At 48.9% G+C, this 19,392-nt stretch carries 12 protein-coding genes; 10 read left to right on the top strand and 2 right to left on the bottom strand.

What is annotated here, in order from left to right:
• Positions 1–30: 30 nt before the first annotated feature.
• Complete coding sequence (locus AB6805_RS28035) at positions 31–834, top strand: DUF4382 domain-containing protein (protein WP_370912740.1); 804 nt, start codon at positions 31–33, stop codon at positions 832–834.
• Between the two features lie 67 nt (positions 835–901).
• Here AB6805_RS28035 and AB6805_RS28030 read toward each other — a convergent pair whose 3' ends face one another.
• Complete coding sequence (locus AB6805_RS28030) at positions 902–1,084, bottom strand: hypothetical protein (RefSeq protein ID WP_370912739.1); 183 nt, start codon at positions 1,082–1,084, stop codon at positions 902–904.
• Positions 1,074–2,219, bottom strand: coding sequence for a PepSY-associated TM helix domain-containing protein (locus tag AB6805_RS28025; RefSeq protein ID WP_370912738.1), 1,146 nt, complete (start codon positions 2,217–2,219; stop codon positions 1,074–1,076). Before AB6805_RS28025 ends, AB6805_RS28030 begins: the two co-directional genes overlap by 11 nt.
• 168 nt (positions 2,220–2,387) lie before the next feature.
• On the opposite strand from AB6805_RS28025, the gene AB6805_RS28020 reads away from it, so the two are divergent.
• The 9 genes from AB6805_RS28020 to AB6805_RS27980 all read left to right on the top strand — a co-directional run bounded on the left by AB6805_RS28020 (position 2,388) and on the right by AB6805_RS27980 (position 19,362).
• Positions 2,388–3,200: a carbon-nitrogen hydrolase family protein gene (locus AB6805_RS28020; RefSeq protein WP_370912737.1), complete on the top strand. Its 813-nt coding sequence runs from the start codon at positions 2,388–2,390 to the stop codon at positions 3,198–3,200.
• Positions 3,201–3,451: 251 nt separating this feature from the next.
• The gene (locus AB6805_RS28015) at positions 3,452–3,967 is read left to right on the top strand and encodes a DUF4402 domain-containing protein (protein WP_370912736.1); all 516 of its coding nucleotides are present in this window, start codon (positions 3,452–3,454) and stop codon (positions 3,965–3,967) included.
• Positions 3,968–4,152: 185 nt separating this feature from the next.
• Complete coding sequence (locus tag AB6805_RS28010; RefSeq protein ID WP_370912735.1) at positions 4,153–4,935, top strand: hypothetical protein; 783 nt, start codon at positions 4,153–4,155, stop codon at positions 4,933–4,935.
• 32 nt (positions 4,936–4,967) lie between these two features.
• Positions 4,968–12,998, top strand: coding sequence for a T9SS type A sorting domain-containing protein (locus AB6805_RS28005; RefSeq protein WP_370912734.1), 8,031 nt, complete (start codon positions 4,968–4,970; stop codon positions 12,996–12,998).
• A 40-nt stretch (positions 12,999–13,038) separates the two neighbouring features.
• A complete protein-coding gene (locus AB6805_RS28000; protein WP_370912733.1) occupies positions 13,039–13,551 on the top strand; it encodes a DUF4402 domain-containing protein in 513 nt (170 codons plus the stop codon).
• 5 nt (positions 13,552–13,556) lie between these two features.
• A complete protein-coding gene (locus tag AB6805_RS27995; RefSeq protein ID WP_370912732.1) occupies positions 13,557–16,208 on the top strand; it encodes a hypothetical protein in 2,652 nt (883 codons plus the stop codon).
• A gap of 43 nt (positions 16,209–16,251) precedes the next feature.
• Positions 16,252–17,043, top strand: a complete 792-nt coding sequence (locus AB6805_RS27990) for a helix-turn-helix domain-containing protein (RefSeq protein ID WP_370912731.1) — start codon at positions 16,252–16,254, stop codon at positions 17,041–17,043.
• 105 nt (positions 17,044–17,148) lie between these two features.
• Positions 17,149–17,715 carry a dihydrofolate reductase family protein gene (locus AB6805_RS27985; protein ID WP_370912730.1) on the top strand — a complete coding sequence of 189 codons (567 nt, stop codon included), beginning with the start codon at positions 17,149–17,151 and terminating at the stop codon, positions 17,713–17,715.
• Between the two features lie 303 nt (positions 17,716–18,018).
• A complete protein-coding gene (locus tag AB6805_RS27980; RefSeq protein WP_370912729.1) occupies positions 18,019–19,362 on the top strand; it encodes an SMI1/KNR4 family protein in 1,344 nt (447 codons plus the stop codon).
• Positions 19,363–19,392 lie beyond the last annotated feature (30 nt).

Below are 19,392 nucleotides of genomic sequence, written 5' to 3'. Positions count from 1 at the left end.
AACCGAAAACTGTTATTCAATTCTTGAATCATGAAAAACCAATTCTTCGCCACGTTAATGGTGGTTTCCGCATCCATGCTATTCTTTAGTGCGTGCAGTAAAGACGAATCTACTTCCAACAGCGGAAAGTCGAAGCTCACCGTGTACCTGACAGATGATCCGGCTATTTACGATGAAGTGAACATCGATATCCAGGATATCCAGGTAAATGCATCAGCTGATGCAGCAGAAACGGGTGCAGGTTGGGTATCTGTTCCCCTGGCACGTCCCGGTGTGTATAACCTGCTCGATTTCAGAAATGGATTAGACACATTACTGGCGTCAAAAGAATTACCCGCCGGTAAAATTTCACAGATCCGGTTGGTATTGGGCACCAACAACAGCGTAGTATTGAATGGGGTTTCCCACCCGCTGGAAACGCCTTCTGCGCAACAATCAGGTTTAAAGCTGAATGTGCATGCTGATCTGGTAGCCGACATCGAATACCGCCTCTGGATCGATTTTGATGCCGGTCGCTCTATCGTTACCACCGGAAGCAATAAGTACATCCTGAAGCCAGTGATCCGTACCTATACAGCAGCAACCAGCGGTACTATCAAAGGAATTGCGTTACCATTACTGCAGGTGAAAGGCGTATATGCTATTCAGAACACTGATACCGTGGCTTCCGCATTACCAGACGCATTAACCGGCGCCTATGTAATTTCAGGTTTAAGCGCAGGTACCTATAATGTGGCTATTGCCGGTAATGGTATCTTAAAAGATACTACCGTTGCTGCCATAGCAGTAAAAACAGGGGAAGTATCTACCGTAAGCACTATCACATTGAAATAATTATCAAAAATAGCATTGAAAAAAACGGCGGACCAGCCAATCTGGTCCGCCGTTTTTTCATAATTGCTTATCCCTGCTTCCCTGTAAAATAATAGTTTCGCACAATCATAATAACAGGAACGGCCAGCGCTATCCAGGAAAATACATCCCAGTAACCATCGCCCATCAGTGCTGTAATTAATCCGGCTATCGACAGCAATGCCATCAGCAGCGGTTTTCCCCATAATCTCAAAAAAGCATTATTCTTCATCCTGGTATACAGTTTTTTCGGTTAACCTACTCCATTGCAGGTTGGCAGCCTTTCTGCGTGCAAACCACAGGTAAAGGCCCGTAATTAATACAATGATGGTAGCCAGGTCAAATAATGCCCAGATGACTTTTAGAGGCATCCCGCCATAATCGCCGAAATGCAGGGGTTCCGATAAAAACAGCGTGTTTACAAACCAGGGCATGCGCCGGGCATCGGTAAGCGCGCCGGTTTTGGCATCTATCAGTGCAGGCATCAGTAACCTCGAGGTGAGGGCGGTGTTGCCCCGCATAAATACAGCGTAGTGATGTTTGCTGGAAAACAAGGTACCGGGATAAGTGACTATGCGCGGCTCCATATGCGGCGCTGCTTTTCGCGCTACCGTCATTGCACCGTCCAGTGAACTCAGCTTGCCGGTAAGCGGTTGCTGTTGGGCGTAGGGCGCCACCATCTCTTTTAACTGCCCCTGTTGCCACAGACCAAGGATTACATCCGACAACGTGTTGATGACACCAGTGAGTCCTACCACGCTGGCCCAGGTGAGCGTAACAATTCCAATCAGGTTATGGGTATCCAGCCATTTCAGGCGGTTCGATTTATATTTCCGCACCATCCCGAAATCGTATTTTTTCATGATACGCCCATAAAGTACTACGCCGGAAACAATGGCAATAATGAATAAGATGCCCATCAGGCCCAGAAATAATTTCCCACCAATACCAAGAAACATATTGATGTGGATCTTCAATATAACGTCCATTAGTCCATCGGTAGTTGGCTTGCCCAGCACGGCGCCGGTATACATGTTGAGCGCTACATACCTGCTTCCTTCAGGAGGAGCATCGGGTTTGGCAGCGAGGTCAAATAAGATCTTGTTTTCATCTTTCTCGTCCCAGAAAATATACCGTATTTTTTCTGCGGGGTATTGCTGGCCGGCAAGTACGGCGAGGGAGTCCAGGCTGAGTTTACGCGTGCCCTCCGGTATTTCAGCGGCGACCTGTTTCTCCAGCAGTCCATCCAGCTCCTCATGAAAAATCAGCGGGAGACCGGTTAAACACAGCATCAGTAAAAAAACAGTGCAAATGAGGCTGGTCCATTTATGCCACAGAAACCAACGCTTTGCGGTTCTTATATTCATTACTTAACAGGTATAATTCAACCCCAAAGTTGAGCGCTTCCCTTAATTCTCGTTTACGGAATCCGGAATTACTTTTTACAAATCCGGAATTTTATCGGGTACCGGTCATCTAAAGTCAGCCTGTTCTTTAATAATTCTGAATAACTTTGTTTTCATAATCTGCATCTTATGAAAATAGCACTGGCTGCTCCACCACCTCCAACATCTATCAGCGACGGTTTGTTATGGGCTGAAAAACTGATAGGAGAGGCAGCAAAACAACAGGCGGAAATTATCTGTTTCCCGGAGTCCTATATTCCCGGTTATCCGGGTATGGGTTTTCCGGAAGAAGAACGTTCTCCCCGGAACCTGCAGGAGGCGCTGGAAAAAGTGGGCAAACTCGCCGCTGAAAATTCCATCACCGTTATTATGCCCATGGACTGGCATCAGGGAGAGGCATTGCTGAATGTGGCCTTTGTGATTGCAGCCACCGGTGAAGTGTTGGGATACCAGAGTAAAAACCAGTTAGATCCCACAGAAGATAATATCTGGATACCCGGTACCGCACGCAGTATCTTTGAAGTGAATGGTGTAAAGTTTGGTATCACGATCTGTCATGAAGGATTCCGTTATCCCGAATCCGTCCGGTGGGCTGCGCGACACGATGCTAAAATAGTATTTCACCCGCATTGCACCGGCAGCAATACTACCGGTGAACTACTCACCGAATGGGGCCACATCAATAACCCCTATTACGAGAAAGCCATGATGATGCGCGCATTGGAAAATACCATTTACTTCGCCAGCGCTAATTATGCATTTACCTATCCCGATTCAGCCAGCTCCATTATTGGTCCCGATGGTACCTGCATAGCACACGGGGAATATGGTAAACCGGGTGTAATAGTAGCAACCATCGATCCGGCGCTGGCTACAGGTTTGCTGGCGAAGAGATACAGATCGGCGTTGTATGAAAATCGTAATAAGGAAGTTGCTGATTGACGGACTGAGCAAACAACATGAAAAATTAATACGTAAATGCCGGATAAAGAATCAACTTAGAATAGGCAGTTCTTAATATTTTGTATTATCTTCATAGAAGAAATTGTCGTGATTATAATGACTGGATTATGAAATCCTTAGCCCTGTTTGATATCTGTAGCTTGTGATCGGTAACGTTGGCCATTTTATTAATTATTCTGTATCCTGAAACAATCTTCAAATACATTCCCTCATCATTAAAACTGCCGAGAATGAAAAGAATTAGTCTTATTTCCGCCGTTATGCTGGTATTTACAGCCTTTACAAACAATGTATTTGCGCAGGAAACCGCTTCCGCTACTGCTACCGCTACTATTGTAACCCCCATCAGCATTGTGAAAGATGTGGATATGAATTTTGGTAACGTGGCAGTACAGTCCACCACCGGAGGAACGGTTGTGCTTACTCCCGCAGGCGTTCGCAGCGCTACGGGCGGTGTTACATTGCCTACCACTGCTACAGGAACTATTACAGCCGCTTCCTTCACCGTAACAGGTACCGGCAGTTATTCCTACAGCATTACATTGCCATCTACCGCGCTTACTATCACCAGCGGATCCAATACGATGACGGTTACAAATTTCACCAGCGACCCTTCAGGTGTTGGTACACTTACTGCCGGTACACAAACACTTAATGTGGGCGCTACCCTGAATGTAAGCGCTGCACAGGCTGCCGGAACATATGTTTCAGCTACCCCCTTTGATGTAACTGTTAATTACAACTGATCAACCGGTTATAACACATAACCCCCACGATTTACAACAACCTTAATCATATCCTGTGTAGCTGCGAAGCGCGCAGCTACACGCTTATTCCAAAGCATGAACCCATGAATGCATCGGTACCACCGAATAATTCCGCCGTTAGATATCCATTCTGTTTTGTAATCACATGTATGATATGTTTTTGCATGGCAATACAGGAAACATGCGCGCAGGGCAACCTGCTAGTAACTCCTGTACGTGTCGTTTTTGAAGGCACGAAACGGGCGGAAGAACTGAATCTTGCGAACTCAGGAAAAGATACCGCCAGGTATCTTGTTTCATTTGTTGAGATCAGGATGAATAAGAATGGCACCTTTCAACAGATCAATGAGCCTGATTCAGGACAACAGTTCGCCAGTAAATACCTGCGCTTCTTTCCCCGGAGTGTGGTACTGGGCCCTAACGAAGCACAGGTAATAAAACTGCAGTTAACCGGGGCCAGTCAGCTGGAACCCGGCGAATACCGTTCGCATCTTTATTTCCGCGCAGTGCCGGATGAAAAACCCATCGGGGAAGAGGATACACCTAAAGACAGCGCCGGCATCAATGTAAAGCTTACACCTGTTTTTGGTATCACCATCCCGGTAATTATACGGGTAGGGGAAACCGCCGCCAGCGTGCAGCTGTCAGACCTCTCTGTTGACCTCGCAAAAGACCCGGGCCTGAATGTATTATTCAACCGGCTGGGTAACTCTTCCGTGTACGGTGATCTCACAGTGGATTATGTGTCGCCACAGGGAAAAACAACACAGGTAGGAATCGCCAGGGGACTGGCTGTATACACACCAAACACACAGCGTTATATTCATCTTCCACTTGAAAACAAACCCGGTATTAATTACCATACCGGCAAATTACGGGTAGCATATATCACCAAATCAAAAGCTTCAACAGAACAACTGGCCCAGGCCGAGTTGCAGTTACGGTAGCCGGGAGGAAGTCTCCATCAAATAACGCTCCTATGGAAGTGATTGTACATTGGTTCGTTCATCAGTTTTACATCAGGATAATCAGGGCTTTCCTTTCCGGTATCCCCCGTATACCCATGTCCGCCTGCGGCAAAAGTTTACTGATGCTGTTACTGCTCCTCCCGGTTATGCTATCGGCGCAAACAAGATGGAAAGGAACATTCAGCAGTTCCTGGTCTAACAGCGCCAACTGGACCGCCGGTGTACCCAATGCCAATGTGGACGCTATCATTGGCGATGCCGCTTTTACCGGGATATTTTACCCGGTGATCAGCTACAGCGCCAGTTGTAAATCACTTACGGTAGGTGCCGGCACTAATGCGGTATTAACCATTTCCCAAAGCCTCACCGTGTCGGGCGACCTGTTGATTAGTTCCGGCAGCACTATTTCCCAACGCGGCGTTACCCTTACTTTAAAAGGTAACTGGACCAACTCAGGCACTTACACCACTTCGAGTACCAATGCCAAAGTAACCTTTGCAGGAACCACCCAGTCTATAGGCGGCGCCTCGGTTACCACTTTCAGGAAACTCACCATCGGTGTGGGTAGTACCACTACGCAAAATGTGAACATGACCGTTTCCGGTACCTTTGGGGTGAACGGCACATTTGTTCCGGCAGATATAGCCACTCCTGTGCTTATCTCCGGGGCCGCCACCACCTCTGTAGCCGCCGGTGGCATCTTACACGTAAAAGCGTCAGCTTTCGGAGGTAACTATGGCCTCACAGGTACAGTAACCCTTGCCGCCGGCAGTATTGTAGATTATAGCGGTACGCTGGTAAATCAAACCGTCAGAAACAACCTTACCTATTCCACCCTCCGCATCAGCGGCACCGGCATAAAAACACTGGGAGGAAACCTGAACCCACTGAATGCGACTACGGCAACAGCCGGGAAAATAGAAGTGCTCGCCGGCACACTGGACCTGTCCACCTTTACCGCCAACAGAGGCACTACCGTGGCCGGTGGCGGTTTAACTGTAGCCAACAATGCTACCCTGAAGATCGGCGGTGTGAACACCTTCCCGGTAAACTACGCTACCGTTTCACTTGGCCTTACCAGCACTGTGGAGTATAATGGCACCAACCAGGCGGTAGCCGTACAGCCTTATGGGAATCTTACCTTGTCTTCCAGCAGTGGCGCCGCCATTAAAACCATGCCTGCTACTGCGCTTGCGATATCAGGAAACCTTACCTCATCCATCGGCAGCGGTACCTCCGTCAGCTACACCGCCGCTGCTAACATTACGGTGAGCGGTAATGTAAATATTGGCGCAGCTACTACCTTCAACGGCGGAAGCTTCACCATCACTACCTCTTCCAATTGGGTAAATAATGGCGTTTTCAGCGGCAGTGCAGGAACGGTGATATTGGCGGGAGGAGGTGCTTCCATCAGCGGAACAGGCACACATAATTTTAATAACCTCACCGTCGCTGCCACCAATATTACCGCAGCTGCCGGTACTGCCATTACAGTCTCCGGAAATTTTAGCAGCACGGCCCCGGGCACCTTCACGCATCTTGCAGGTGGTACCGTTACAATGACCGGCGCCACCAAAACAATCAGCGGTACCGGCCTTACGTTTGAAAACCTCACCATCTCCGGTTCCGTAAGCTCAGCAGATGCGATCACTATCACCGGTAACCTGTCTGTGGGCGGCAGCCTGAATAATACCGCGGGCAGCGTAACCATGAGTGGTGCGGGAAAAACATTGTCAGGCGCAGGTACCATCACTTTGGGAACATTGGCAATAACAGGAAGTATCACCTCCACTACCAGTTTTTCCATTGGCAACGTCCTGGATGTATCCGGCACTTTCACCGCCAGCGCCGGCACCGCTACTTTTACAGGTAGCAGTTCCCTGAATGGTACCGCCAACCTCTTCAACGTTACCCTCAATGGAACATCGTTGCAGCTATCGGCCAACGCAGTGCTGGGAATAGCCAACGTATACACCATTACGGCAGGAACGCTCAACGTAACCTCCACTGTTCCCAATACGGTAAACTTTAATGGAACCGGCGCCCAAACACTGGCTGCCGGTACTTATAATAAGCTCATCGTAAGCAATGGCAACACCAAAACGCTGGGTGGTGCTGTGGTGGTCAACAGCGATTTTACCATCGCATCGGCTACTACCTTCAACGCTTCCAGTCAATCTATTACTGTCCTGGGAAACTGGATCAACAACGGTACTTTCACGCCTGCCACCAGTACCGTAACGCTGAGCGGCGCTGCCAATACTTCCGTGAGCGGCGCCACTACTTTTAATATCCTTACCCTCAATAAAACCAACGCTGTTAACCAGGTAACCCTGTTAAATAATATTTCAGTAACCACGCTGAACATGACCAGCGGAACAATGATCACCGGCGCCAATACAGTTACTATTACAGGTAACAGAACAGGCAACGGTATCATACTGGGCAGCATCCAGCATTCCCACCTTTTTGTATTGGGTACCGCTTATGCTTTTGAAAGCCCTAATAATACATTCACACTTACAGGTCTTACTACATCCGCGTCTATTACGATGACCGTCACCCCGCAGGGAGTAGCCGACTTCCCTTCCGGCGCGGCCATAAACCGGGAGTATAACGTAGCTGCCAGCGGTATCACGCTGGCAGCTACGCTCCTGCGTTTTCATTATGAAGATGCAGAACTGAACGGTAACGCGGAAGCGAGTCTCAGCATCTGGCGCAACACTGGCTCGGGCTGGTCTCTATATGGAAATTCAGGCAGCAATACCACCAGCAATTATGTGGAGCAAACAGGCCTGCTGGCTGCATTTACGGGCCGCTACACGTTGGCGGCGGCGTCTAATGTGGTGAGATGGAATGGGTCGGTAAGCAGCGACTGGAACACTGCCGCCAACTGGACCATTGCACAGGGGAGCCCTTCCCGGCCACCCGGCGTGAATGATATCGCTGAAATAGGCACCATCGCTTTCACTAATCAACCTGTGATCAGCAACAGCGCCAGCGTGAAAAGTATTTCCTTCGGCAGCGCACAGGCAGCCACACTTACATTGGCCGCCGGTGGATCGCTGGTAACACAGGGTAATATCACTGGCTTATGGTCGGCCAATGCTACCCACACTATTAATGTGAATGATCAAAATCTCACGGTAAATGGGAACATTATCCTGAGCGATGGCACTGCCGGTCATAACATACAGTTAAACATCGGGAATGGTAACGTCACCACTACCGGATCTGTTACCCAATCCGGTGGCGCAGGCATTGCCTTCTCCGGTACTGGCGTATTGAATATAGGCAACAGCTTTAACTACAGCAGCGGCACGTTTACTGCCGGCAGCGGTACTGTAGTTTATAATGGCTCCTCCATTCAGTCGGTAGCCGGACTAACCTACAATCACCTTAGCATAGCCAAAACGGCCGGTAGTGCGCAAATCAACAGCGCCGCCACGGTAAACGGCAACCTCACTGTCACCAGCGGCGATCTGAGCATCAATGCCGCCACCACCATCACAGGAAATGTGGCCATCAGTGCCGGCGCTACTATGAACGGAGGAGCCGCCACCGTCACCTTAAACGGCAACTGGAGTAACAGCGGCACGTTTACCCCCGGAACCGGCACCGTTAATTTCACCGGTGGCAACGCACAAAATATTTCTGCTACGGCCTTTAATAATTTTGTAATTAATAAATCAGGAGGAACTGCCACGCTCACCGGTAATGTAACTACCAACGGTAACCTGTCGGTGACCGGCGGTACACTGGACCTGGCAACGTTCACGGCTAACCGTAGTTCTCCGGGAGGATCACTTACCATTGCAAACGGCGCCACCGTGAATGTCGGCGGCGCAGGTAATTTCCCGGCAAACTATTCCCAGTACCTGCCCGGCAGCACCAGCACTGTTAACTATTACAGGGCAGGAGCGCAAACCGTGTCAGGAAATATTGCCTACGGACATCTTACCCTCAGCGGCAGCGGCACTAAAACCCTCGCCGCCAATACTACCGTAAACGGCGATTTGCTGATCGGCAGCGGCGCCACCTTCAGCGCCGGCACATTTACTGTCAACCTCTATGGCAACTGGACCAACAGCGGCACTTTTAATGGCGGTACAGGTACCGTAACCCTTAACGGCAGCGGCAAAACAATTACCGGAAATACTACGTTCAGCAGGCTCACTGTTTATGGCAGCTATGCAGTAGCCGGCAGCGATATTACTTATAATGATTTATTGCAGATAATTGCCGGCGGCTCGTACGACGGTGGTAGCGGCTCTGCCACCATAAACGGCGACCTCACCAACAGCGGATCACTGATCAGCAACGGCGTGACCACGTTTACAGGTACCTCCCTGCAAACCATCCGTTTCTTAAATGCCATTGTTTCCAATTCAAGCGGCGTCATCAACTTCAATGGTAACGTTTCACCGGTATTAAATTCTACCAGTGCCCCTACCTTCGCCACCCTGAATGTGAACAACACCGCCGGCATCAATCCAAGCGTGGGATGGACCGTACTGGTGGCCTTTAATATCAGCAATGGCGCCACTTTCAACGGCGGACTTTCCACGCATACGATCCGTGGCAGCTTTACCAACAACGGTACCGTAACCAGCACCGGTACGCTTTATTTTAATCCTTTTGCAGCGCAGAACATTACCCTCAGAGGTACCGCATTTTCCAGTACCGGCTCCGTAATATTCGGTGGCAGTGCAGCGCTTACCGTTTCCGGCTCGCCCACCACACTTACAGATGTGACCATCGCCAATACAGCCGGTGTTACGCCTGCTACCAGCTGGAATATCAGCGGGGATCTTCACATTAATGGCAACGCCATTTTTAATGCGGGCAGTAACAACTTCACCGTTGCAGGCGATCTCGAAAGTAATGGTACTTTGAATGGGGGCACTTCCACTTTTACCATGACTTCCCCCGCCGGCGTGTTAACCGGCAGCGAAGGAACTACCTTTTATAACCTCGTGATCAATGGCGCCATTACCTCGGACGCCGATTTTAATATAGAACACAACTTTACCATCAACGGATCGCTGGATGCAGCTACAGGTATGCCCGCCATGACCGGCACCGGACCGTCTGTTATCGGCGGTACCGGCAGCCCCTTTGACCTCGCACAGCTGCAGGTACATAAAGATGCTGCCGCCACCACCACACTTGCCAGAAGTCTCAGGAATATGACCACGCTCGACATCACCGGCGGCACCCTCGATACCGGCGACTCCACCATTACCCAGGATGCCACCAACGGCGGCAAAATGTCGATCGATGACAGCGCACGCCTCATCGTAAGAGGCATTTACAGCCTCCCTGCTTTTGATATTTACCAGCTGGATACACTCAGCACCGTGGAATATGCAGGCAGCACGCAAACTGTTGCTGCGGTTACGCCATATGGTAACCTCACCATCTCGGCCACAGGTACTAAAACCGCCACCGCACCATTAACCATCCTGAATAATTTTACACTCAGCAATGGCACATTTGTGCCGGGAAGTTTTACGGATACACTCAGGGGAAACTGGAGCATGACCGGCGGAACATTTACCAACACCGGTTCTACCATTTATTTTAACGGCGCCGCCAACCAGAACATTTCTTCTACCGGCGCTTTTAATCATGTTAAAGTAAATAAAGCCACCGGGCTGGTGACCCTGTCCACAAATGCTACCATAAATGGTACGCTTACATTTATGGCAGGAAAGATCCGTACCGGCGCCACCAACACCGTAATTATTACTGCTACCGGAACGGTCAGCGGCGCCGCACAAAATACAGGATGGGTATACGGCCGCCTGCAAAAAAATGTTGCTGCCGGTACCAATGTTACCCGCACTTATGAACTGGGCGACAGCCTTAACTATACACCGGCGACAACACTATACGCCAATGTAAGCGCCGCCGGCGATGTGCTGGCGGGTGTATTCGCTGCCAGCCATCCAAACCTGCTGACCTCCGGCTTAAATGTAAGCCGGAAAGTAAACAGGTATTGGGCTTTTACCAACAGCGGCGCCACCTTTACCACCGTTTCCGTAACACTTAACTGGGTAGCCGCCGATGTAGACGCGGGTGCTGTTACCACCAATTTTAAAGTAGCAAGATATAACGGAACTACCTGGTCGCTGGCCGCCGTGAGTTCCCCGCAACCTGCTTCCATACAGGCAACCGGGTTAACCGCACTGGGTGATCTGGTAGTAGGGGAGTTGGCCACCGGCGCTATATGGACCGGCGCAGTGAGCACCAACTGGTATATTACCGGCAACTGGTCCTCCGCCGCCATACCGGTGAGCACTACCAATGTTACTATCCCAACCGGCCTGGTGAACTACCCGCTTATCAACTCCGGTGTAGCCGTAGCCAATAACGTAACGATACAAACCGGCGCCTCGGTAACCGTAAGCGGCGCCACACTCCAGATAGGAGGCGTTATCGCTAACAGCGGCACCTTCACGGCTACTGCCGGTACCATAGAATTAAACGGGGCCGCTGCACAGGTAATTCCTGCAGCTGCCTTTACTTCGAATACATTGCTGCACCTGACCATCAATAACACACCCGGCGTAACGCTGAATGGTATACTGAATATCAGCGGCATCCTCAAAGTAAGCAACGGACAACTGAACACCGGCGGCTTTCTTACACTGCTGTCTACCGCCACGCAAACAGCGCTGATCGATGGCAGCGGCGCCGGACAGGTAGCCGGTAATGTTACCATCCAACGATACCTGCCCACCGCATTCGGATATAAATACATCAGCTCTCCTTTCCAGGCGGCCACCGTAAATGAACTGGCAGATGATATTAATCTTAACGCTGCCTTCCCGTCGTTTTACCGCTATGTGGAAAACCGTACTTCTTCCGGATGGGTGGCGTACACCAGCCCCGCCGGCGTGCTTACACCTATGCAGGGATATACTGCGCAAATGGGTACTTCCAATACGCCGGCAACCCTGGATATCACCGGCGTGGTGAATAACCAAACCGTTACCGCGCCCACGCTGACCAATAACAATCAACCCTATACGCAGGGGTTCAATTTGGTAGGAAATCCGTATCCGTCTCCGGTCGACTGGGACATTGCCGCGGGATGGAGCCGCACCAATATTGACAATGCCGTATACTACTTTAACGGAGGTACCGCCGATCAATATACAGGCACCTACAGTTCTTATATCAACGGCGTATCCAGCGATGGCATCGCCACCAGTGTGATCGCTTCCATGCAGGGATTTTTTGTGCATGTGACCAATGGAGCTTTCCCGGTTACAGGCACCTTGTCGGTAAACAATAATGCAAGAACCAATAACCTCTCACCGGTGTATCACCGGGTTTCGCTTACAACACCAATACTCAGGCTGAGCGCAGCCTTCGATGACGGGCTGACAGCCGATCCCGTAGTGGTTTATTTTGATGCCGATGCATCTGCATCTTTCGAAAAAACAATGGATGCATTAAAACTGATGAATACCGATCCCGCAGTTCCCAATATTTACGCATTGTCGGCCGACAGCGCCCGGCTCTCTATTAATGCATGGCCGCAGTTCCCCGACAGTACCGATGTAATACCACTGGGCCTCAAAACAGAAAGGGCAGGATGGATAACATTCAACACAGCGGAAATTGCACGCATGCCGCAGCACCTGCATATTTACCTGAAGGATGCCGTAACCGGCAAAACCGAGGAATTGCAGCAGTACGCAAAGTATAGGGTATACCTGGATGCAGGCACTTATGAAAACCGCTTTTCGCTCGTATTCCGGCACAACGGAACTACCACCTCGCCTTCATCAGAACCCGTGTTCAGGGCCTATAGCATTGGCAGGATACTGTATGGCTACTTCGATAAAGTACCCGGTGAAAAATGCCGCATCACCATCTCTAATCTGCTCGGACAGGTGTTGTGGCGGCAGGATATTACCGGCAACGGGCAGCATGTAATAGGGAAGCAGTATAGCAGCGGAATGTACATTGTTTCATTTTATACAGATGATAAAGTAGTGTCTAAAAAAGTATTTATAAGTAATCAGTAATAATTTTTTTGAGATGTTTTTTACCAGGATGATAAAAGATATGGATCTTCTCAGGCAGTTCCGCTACCGGTTAATAGTAGCAGGTATCCTGGTGCTGTCGGGATATGCGGCCGCATCTGCGCAGGAGCCGCCTCCGCGCCCTATTGCCGTATACGTAAACCCTGCGCAGGGTCTCATCTTCGGCGCCTTCTTCCAGGGATTATCCGGCGGAACAGTGATCATCTATCCCGATGGCTCGCGCGCAGTAACCGGCAGCGTGGTGCAGGCCAACCTGGGATATCCGTTTTCACCCGCCATTTTTGAAATAGAAGCAAACAGGGGTACACTCATTTCTATATTGAACGGACCCGATGTCATTCTCACCGGGAGCAATGGCGGTACCATCACTTTACATGTAGGCGCCGCCAGCACAGGAAGCTCATTTATTACAACTGCTACACCACCGGCAAGGAACCTGGTGAGGATCGGCGGAACGCTCACCGTGGGCAGTCCGCCATCCAATCCATCGGGCTCGTACAGCGGCGTATTTAACGTCACGTTTATCCAGGAATAACGGATATGACAACAGGAAGCAAAAATATCATCCTCCGCTGCCTGCGCAGCATATTCCGGGTAACGCCGGTGTGGATGATCTTTTGCGCTATACTGTTTGCCGCTCCGTTGAAAGCCACAGCCATAGAGCCGGAACCTGTTTTTTATGAAACCTCTGTTTTCGTGGTGGTGCAGGGAATAGGCGGAGCCGAAATTCCCGCCGTTATCAACAATGATTCTGCCTACTTATCTATCACCGATATTTTTAATTTTCTGAAGATAAGAAACACGGCTTCACCCCACATGGATTCTATATATGGTTTCTTTATTAATGAAAACGCCCCGTTCCTGGTAGATAAAAAAAACAATGTGATTTACTACCAGGATAAAATCGTGCCGTTGAATAAAGATGATATGGTGAGCACAGAAACCGCGCTTTACCTGAAAACCGGCATGTTTGCAAGTGTGTTCGGACTGCAGTGTAAATTTAGTTTCCGCTCACTCTCTGTTAAACTGGAAACCAGGCAGGAGCTGCCTGCTATCAGGGAAATGCGGCAGGAAATGATGCGCCGGAATATCAGCCGGTTAAAAGGAGAGCTGAAAGCAGATACTATCATCGGCCCCCGTAGGCAGATGTTCAGCATTGGGATGGCCGATTGGTCGGTGGTAGCCACACAACGCCCTGAAGGCGGCGCCGGTAATACCTGGTTAAACCTTGCTATGGGGGGCGTTGTGCTGGGAGGTGAAACCAGTGTATCGCTTAATTACAACAACTATGCACAGCAGCAGCTGCCTTACAGCCACGACAGCGCCCTGATCAAGCCGTTCGACCAGCGGCAGCAATACTACCGGTGGCGGTATGTGAATAACGATCACAGCGCCCTGCGGCAGATCATTGCAGGTAAAATATTCACGCCATCCACGGCATCTATCTTTGATCCGGTGGTAGGCGTGCAGTTTACAAATACCCCCACTTCCTACAGGCGCTCTTATGGTTCCTATACCCTGAGCGATTTTACAGATCCCGGATGGACCGTGGAATTATATGTGAACAATGCCCTGGTGGATTATACAACTGCAGATGCAGCCGGCTTCTTTACTTTCCAGGTGCCGCTTGTATATGGAAACTCTGTGGTGCGGCTTCGCTTTTATGGTCCCTGGGGAGAGGAACGGTCGAGGGAGGAAAATATCAGCATCCCCTTCAACTTCCTGCCATTGCATGAATTTGAATATACTGCCAGCGCCGGTATGGTGGAAGATGGACACCGGAGTATCTTCTCACGGGTGCAAATGAACTATGGCCTCAGCCGGAATGTAACGGTAGGCGGAGGCATGGAATACCTGTCGTCCATACCCACCGGAAAGGCCATGCCTTTTGTGATGGCTTCTGCCCGTGTGGCATCCAATCTTCTGCTGGCGGGCGATTATACCTACGGCGTACGGGGACGCGGCATACTCACATATCGTATGCCTTCCAACTTACAGTTCGAGCTGTTTTATACGAGGTATAAAAAAGGTCAGCAGGCCATTATTTATAATTTTGTGGAAGAAAGAAAGTTAATTATTTCAAAGCCCTTCCTGGCAAAAAAATTCTCTTTCTTCAACCGCGTCACACTCAACCAGATCATCTTACCGGAAACAAAATATACGACCGCTGAATGGCTGGTGTCCGGGGCAGTTTTCCGTGTAGGCGTTAACGTGAATACCTATGCCATCTTCATAAAACCCGAACCGCCGTTTGTATATACCAACCTCGCGCTCACCTACCGGTTGCCGGGAGAAATTTTAATTACCCCCCAGGTACAATATGAATACAACAGCAACAGCCTGATGGCGGTAAGATGCGAGCTGGGTAAATATCTTTTCAGACATGGCTACATGAACGTATCCTATGAACGTAATTATAAGAGTAATATCACAAATGTGGGCATAGGTTTGCGTTATGATTTCGCTTTCTCACAGATCGGGTTTTCTGCCTGGAAAGGAACTAATATGACCACCCTGGTAGAATCTGCACGCGGCAGCCTGGTATACGATGATAAAACCAAATTCGCAGGATTCAGCAACCGCACCAGCGTAGGAACAGGAGGCGTGGTACTGCTGCCCTTCCTGGACCTCAACGCCAACGACCGCCGCGATCCCGGTGAGCCCAAAGCTTACGGCCTGAAAACAAACTGCAACGGCGGCCGGATTCTCCAGAACCAGCACGATACTACCATCCGCATCGTTAATATGGAGCCCTACGAATACTATTTTATCGAACTGGGAAAAAACAGTTTTGAGAATGTTGCCTGGCAGATAAAGAAACCCGCTATCAGTGTAGCAATAGATCCCAACCAGATGAAACTGGTGGAAGTGCCGGTGGTGATTATGGGTGAAGTATCCGGTAAAGTAATCCTGGAAGAAAAAAACGTAACAAAGGGGATAGGCCGCCTGTCCATCGGTTTTTACAGAAATGATTCCACATTGGTAGCCCGTGCGCAAACGGAAGCAGATGGCTATTTCAATTATATGGGACTGCCGCCCGGAACCTATACGGTAAGAATAGACCCGCTACAGTTACAAAAACTCGGTATGACCGCCACTCCTGCGAAGCTGCCGCTTACCATCAGGCTGCGCATGGAAGGAGATGTGGTAGACGGACTGGAATTCAGGCTCCGGAGAGAAAAGGCCGAATAACAACCATTGTTTTTTCCTAAATTAGCCTATATCTTTCCCGGGAATGAAAGTACAAACACTTACGCCTCCTCCTTCCATCGCTGATTATGTAAGCAACATCGTGGTGCTTGAAAATAACAGCATGTTCTATGAAGCAGTTCTTCCCCTCATCGCCAACGGGTATCCCAGTATTACTTTCCAGTTAACAGATCCGGCAAGAATGCTGAGCAGCACAAAAAAAAGCCATCACCTGGTACTATACGGTCAAAATACCCGCCCCATCCAGCTTTACACGGCAGGTGAAATAACCGTGATCGCCTATTTCCTGTACCCCTATATGTTGCCCTCCCTTTTTGGATACAATGCCAAAGAACTCACGGACCAGGGTATGGACCTGAGCTACGATGATGCCGCCAGGGAAATGAGCCTGAAAGAGCAGTTGCTCAATACGCCCTCTTTACACGGCCGCCTGGAACTGATGAATAATTATGTACTCACATTGGTGCGGTCAAAAAAGATCCGGGTAAACGAAACCATTTCTTTTGCCACCCGCCTTATTCAGAAAAATAAGGGTACCCTGTTAATGAACGATCTTCAGAAAGAAGTATATACTACGGAACGCACACTGCAACGTTTGTTTGAACAACACATTGGTCTTACGCCAAAAATGTACAGCAGGATCTGCCAGTTCAACGCCGCCTTCCGCCAGCTTAGTCAGAATAACTTTTCAGACATGATCGACGTGGCACTGGAAAACGGCTATGCAGATCAAAGTCACCTGATCCGCGCATTTAAAGACTTTACCCATTACTCTCCCCTGGAGTATGTAAAACAGGCGAACAACTTCCCCGGTTAATCCTCCTTTTCATTTTGTCGGGTTTCTTCTATCATAAGGGGGAAAGGTGCGGTTATTTTGTACCTGTAAACAATCATCATCATCAAAAAACAAAAACAAAATAACATGAGAAAGTTAGTCATTTCCGAATGGATCACACTGGACGGTATCTTTGATGCAGAAACGATGGGAGAATGGTTTATGCCCTACGACAGCCCCGCCCGGCAGGAGCTGATCAGCGAAGGCATTCACGCCTGCGATGCCATCCTCTTTGGCCGTAAAACATATGAAATGCTGGCGCCCTACTGGTCGCAGATGAAAAACAACGAAATGGGCATCTCCGCAAAACTAAACAGTGTAGCCAAATACGTGGTGTCTGCCACGCTGGAAACGGCCGCATGGGAAAATACCACGATCATAAAAAACAATGTCATAGAAGAAATCACCCGGCTGAAACAACAACCCGGCAAGGAAATCCAGGTAGAAGGAAGCGCCATCCTGGTAGACGCGCTTATCAAAGCCGATCTGATCGACGAATACAAATTTTTTGTACACCCCATCATCATGGGCAGCGGGAAACGTTTCTTTAAAGATGGAAAACTTCCCGGTGGCCTGCATCTCTCTGATACAAAAATACTGGGTGGTGGGGTAGTAGTGCTTACTTATCAGCGGGAGAAGAGGGTAACGGGCTAATTAAAAGGTCTTAAGCCAAACGCCAAGACTATAGCCGAGTTTAGCAATTTCAATAACACCTAAAACAACGAATACACCAAATACTGCCGGCGTGAAGCCCAGTTGAGTTTTCAGAAAGTTTAACATAATGTAAAAAATTTCGAACTTTGTTTAAAAATTAAATAGATAGTTTTAGTAGATGAACACCCGGCTGGATAAATGCTATGGAGGAACAAGGAGTTCTCCTGGTCTTTCTCCAGCTGGCCGACAGTATGTAATATACAAAAACATACTGCATATCAGTTATTAATTAGAAATTAACCCATGCATCAGTTTAAGGAACAAATAGAACGGATCAGCACCAAATTAAAAGCAGCAAAGCAAAAGGATCAACAGCTGAAAGTATTCGGCGCCAGCTATCATAAATACATCATCCATGCACCACTGGAAGAAGCCGAACTTTCGGGTTTTGAAAAAGAATACAATATTTCTTTACCCGGAAGTTTCAGGGCATTCCTGCTCCATGTGGGACATGGAGGAGTATCCCAGGCCGGCTCAGCTGCAGGTCCGTACTATGGCATTTACCCGCTGAAGAAAGGTGCGAATGACCTGGCAAGTAATCCCGAAAAATATTTAAGTGAACCCGTAAAAATTTACCCCGGTATATCAGACGACGAATGGAATAATCTCATAAAGGAAACAGAAAGGGAGGATCTTTCAGATGAAGCATACGATGCCGCCATACAAAATATTTATACCGGGATTTTACCCATCGGATCACAGGGATGCGCCTATATTCACGGCCTGGTGTTAAACGGGGAACATGCCGGCAAGGTGGTAAACATTGATATAGACAGGCAAAAGCCAAAATTCACTTTTGAAAATAATTTCCTCGATTGGTATGAGCGCTGGCTGGATGAAATAATTTCCGGAGATCTGTTGGCAGACGGCGTTTCGTGGTTTGGCTATACCATAGGAGGTAGTGTAACTTTTCTGCTGGAAAAATACCATGCTGCCTCGGATAAAACAACCCGGCTGAATTGTATCTCCGGTATACTGAACAAGCAAAGCATTGAACCGGCGGTTGCTGCAATATTGGAAAGGGAATACCGGGGCGCAGAAGAGGAATACAAACTTCATTGGCTGCAGGCGCTCACAAAGTTCAGCTACCCACTGGCAAAGCCTTACCTGGTGGCCTACAGCGATATTGATCTCTTATCCGTTGTTCAATTTATCTGGTGGTACGCAAAAGATAAAAGTATGGAATGGCGGGAGATCATTGAAAAAAATATCGGTAGTATCCGGAATGAAGAAACATTCCGGTTTTGCACCTACCTGCTGGGAGAAATGAAGGGAGATCATGCGCATTTAATTATCCCGATGACAGCCAATAGCAACGAAGATATCCGCAAAACAGCTTTTTACACTTTAGGAAAACTTAAAAAGAAGACTGCCTACCTGGATGTTTTTATCAATGGGTTAAATGATCCTTCAAATGATGTGGTGCATGCTGCATTGCAGGCACTATCCGGAGTGAAGGATAAAAGATTATTGCCGGAGTATAAAAAGATAGCAGAGAGATTTCCAACGGAGCAGGACTATATCCTGTCCAACCTTGGCCACAGGCTGGCTGAAATGGGATTGACCATTGAGAAGTTAAAAAAGTGATGGTTTTGCCGCTGATTTCATTGAAAATAA

It is taken from the genome of Chitinophaga sp. RCC_12, from assembly GCF_041360695.1.
Classification (GTDB): Bacteria; Bacteroidota; Bacteroidia; order Chitinophagales; family Chitinophagaceae; genus Chitinophaga.
The sequence above is the reverse complement of the archived record's forward strand: the minus strand, read 5'-3'. Positions and strand labels throughout refer to the sequence as shown.

Excerpts from the sequence above, each read along its gene's own strand:
- AB6805_RS28035 (WP_370912740.1), top strand. The coding sequence starts at position 31 with ATGAAAAACCAATTCTTCGCCACGTTAATGGTGGTTTCCGCATCCATG.
- AB6805_RS28030 (WP_370912739.1), bottom strand. The coding sequence starts at position 1,084 with ATGAAGAATAATGCTTTTTTGAGATTATGGGGAAAACCGCTGCTGATG.
- AB6805_RS28025 (WP_370912738.1), bottom strand. The coding sequence starts at position 2,219 with ATGAATATAAGAACCGCAAAGCGTTGGTTTCTGTGGCATAAATGGACC.
- AB6805_RS28020 (WP_370912737.1), top strand. The coding sequence starts at position 2,388 with ATGAAAATAGCACTGGCTGCTCCACCACCTCCAACATCTATCAGCGAC.
- AB6805_RS28015 (WP_370912736.1), top strand. The coding sequence starts at position 3,452 with ATGAAAAGAATTAGTCTTATTTCCGCCGTTATGCTGGTATTTACAGCC.
- AB6805_RS28010 (WP_370912735.1), top strand. The coding sequence starts at position 4,153 with ATGGCAATACAGGAAACATGCGCGCAGGGCAACCTGCTAGTAACTCCT.
- AB6805_RS28005 (WP_370912734.1), top strand. The coding sequence starts at position 4,968 with ATGGAAGTGATTGTACATTGGTTCGTTCATCAGTTTTACATCAGGATA.
- AB6805_RS28000 (WP_370912733.1), top strand. The coding sequence starts at position 13,039 with ATGGATCTTCTCAGGCAGTTCCGCTACCGGTTAATAGTAGCAGGTATC.
- AB6805_RS27995 (WP_370912732.1), top strand. The coding sequence starts at position 13,557 with ATGACAACAGGAAGCAAAAATATCATCCTCCGCTGCCTGCGCAGCATA.
- AB6805_RS27990 (WP_370912731.1), top strand. The coding sequence starts at position 16,252 with ATGAAAGTACAAACACTTACGCCTCCTCCTTCCATCGCTGATTATGTA.
- AB6805_RS27985 (WP_370912730.1), top strand. The coding sequence starts at position 17,149 with ATGAGAAAGTTAGTCATTTCCGAATGGATCACACTGGACGGTATCTTT.
- AB6805_RS27980 (WP_370912729.1), top strand. The coding sequence starts at position 18,019 with ATGCATCAGTTTAAGGAACAAATAGAACGGATCAGCACCAAATTAAAA.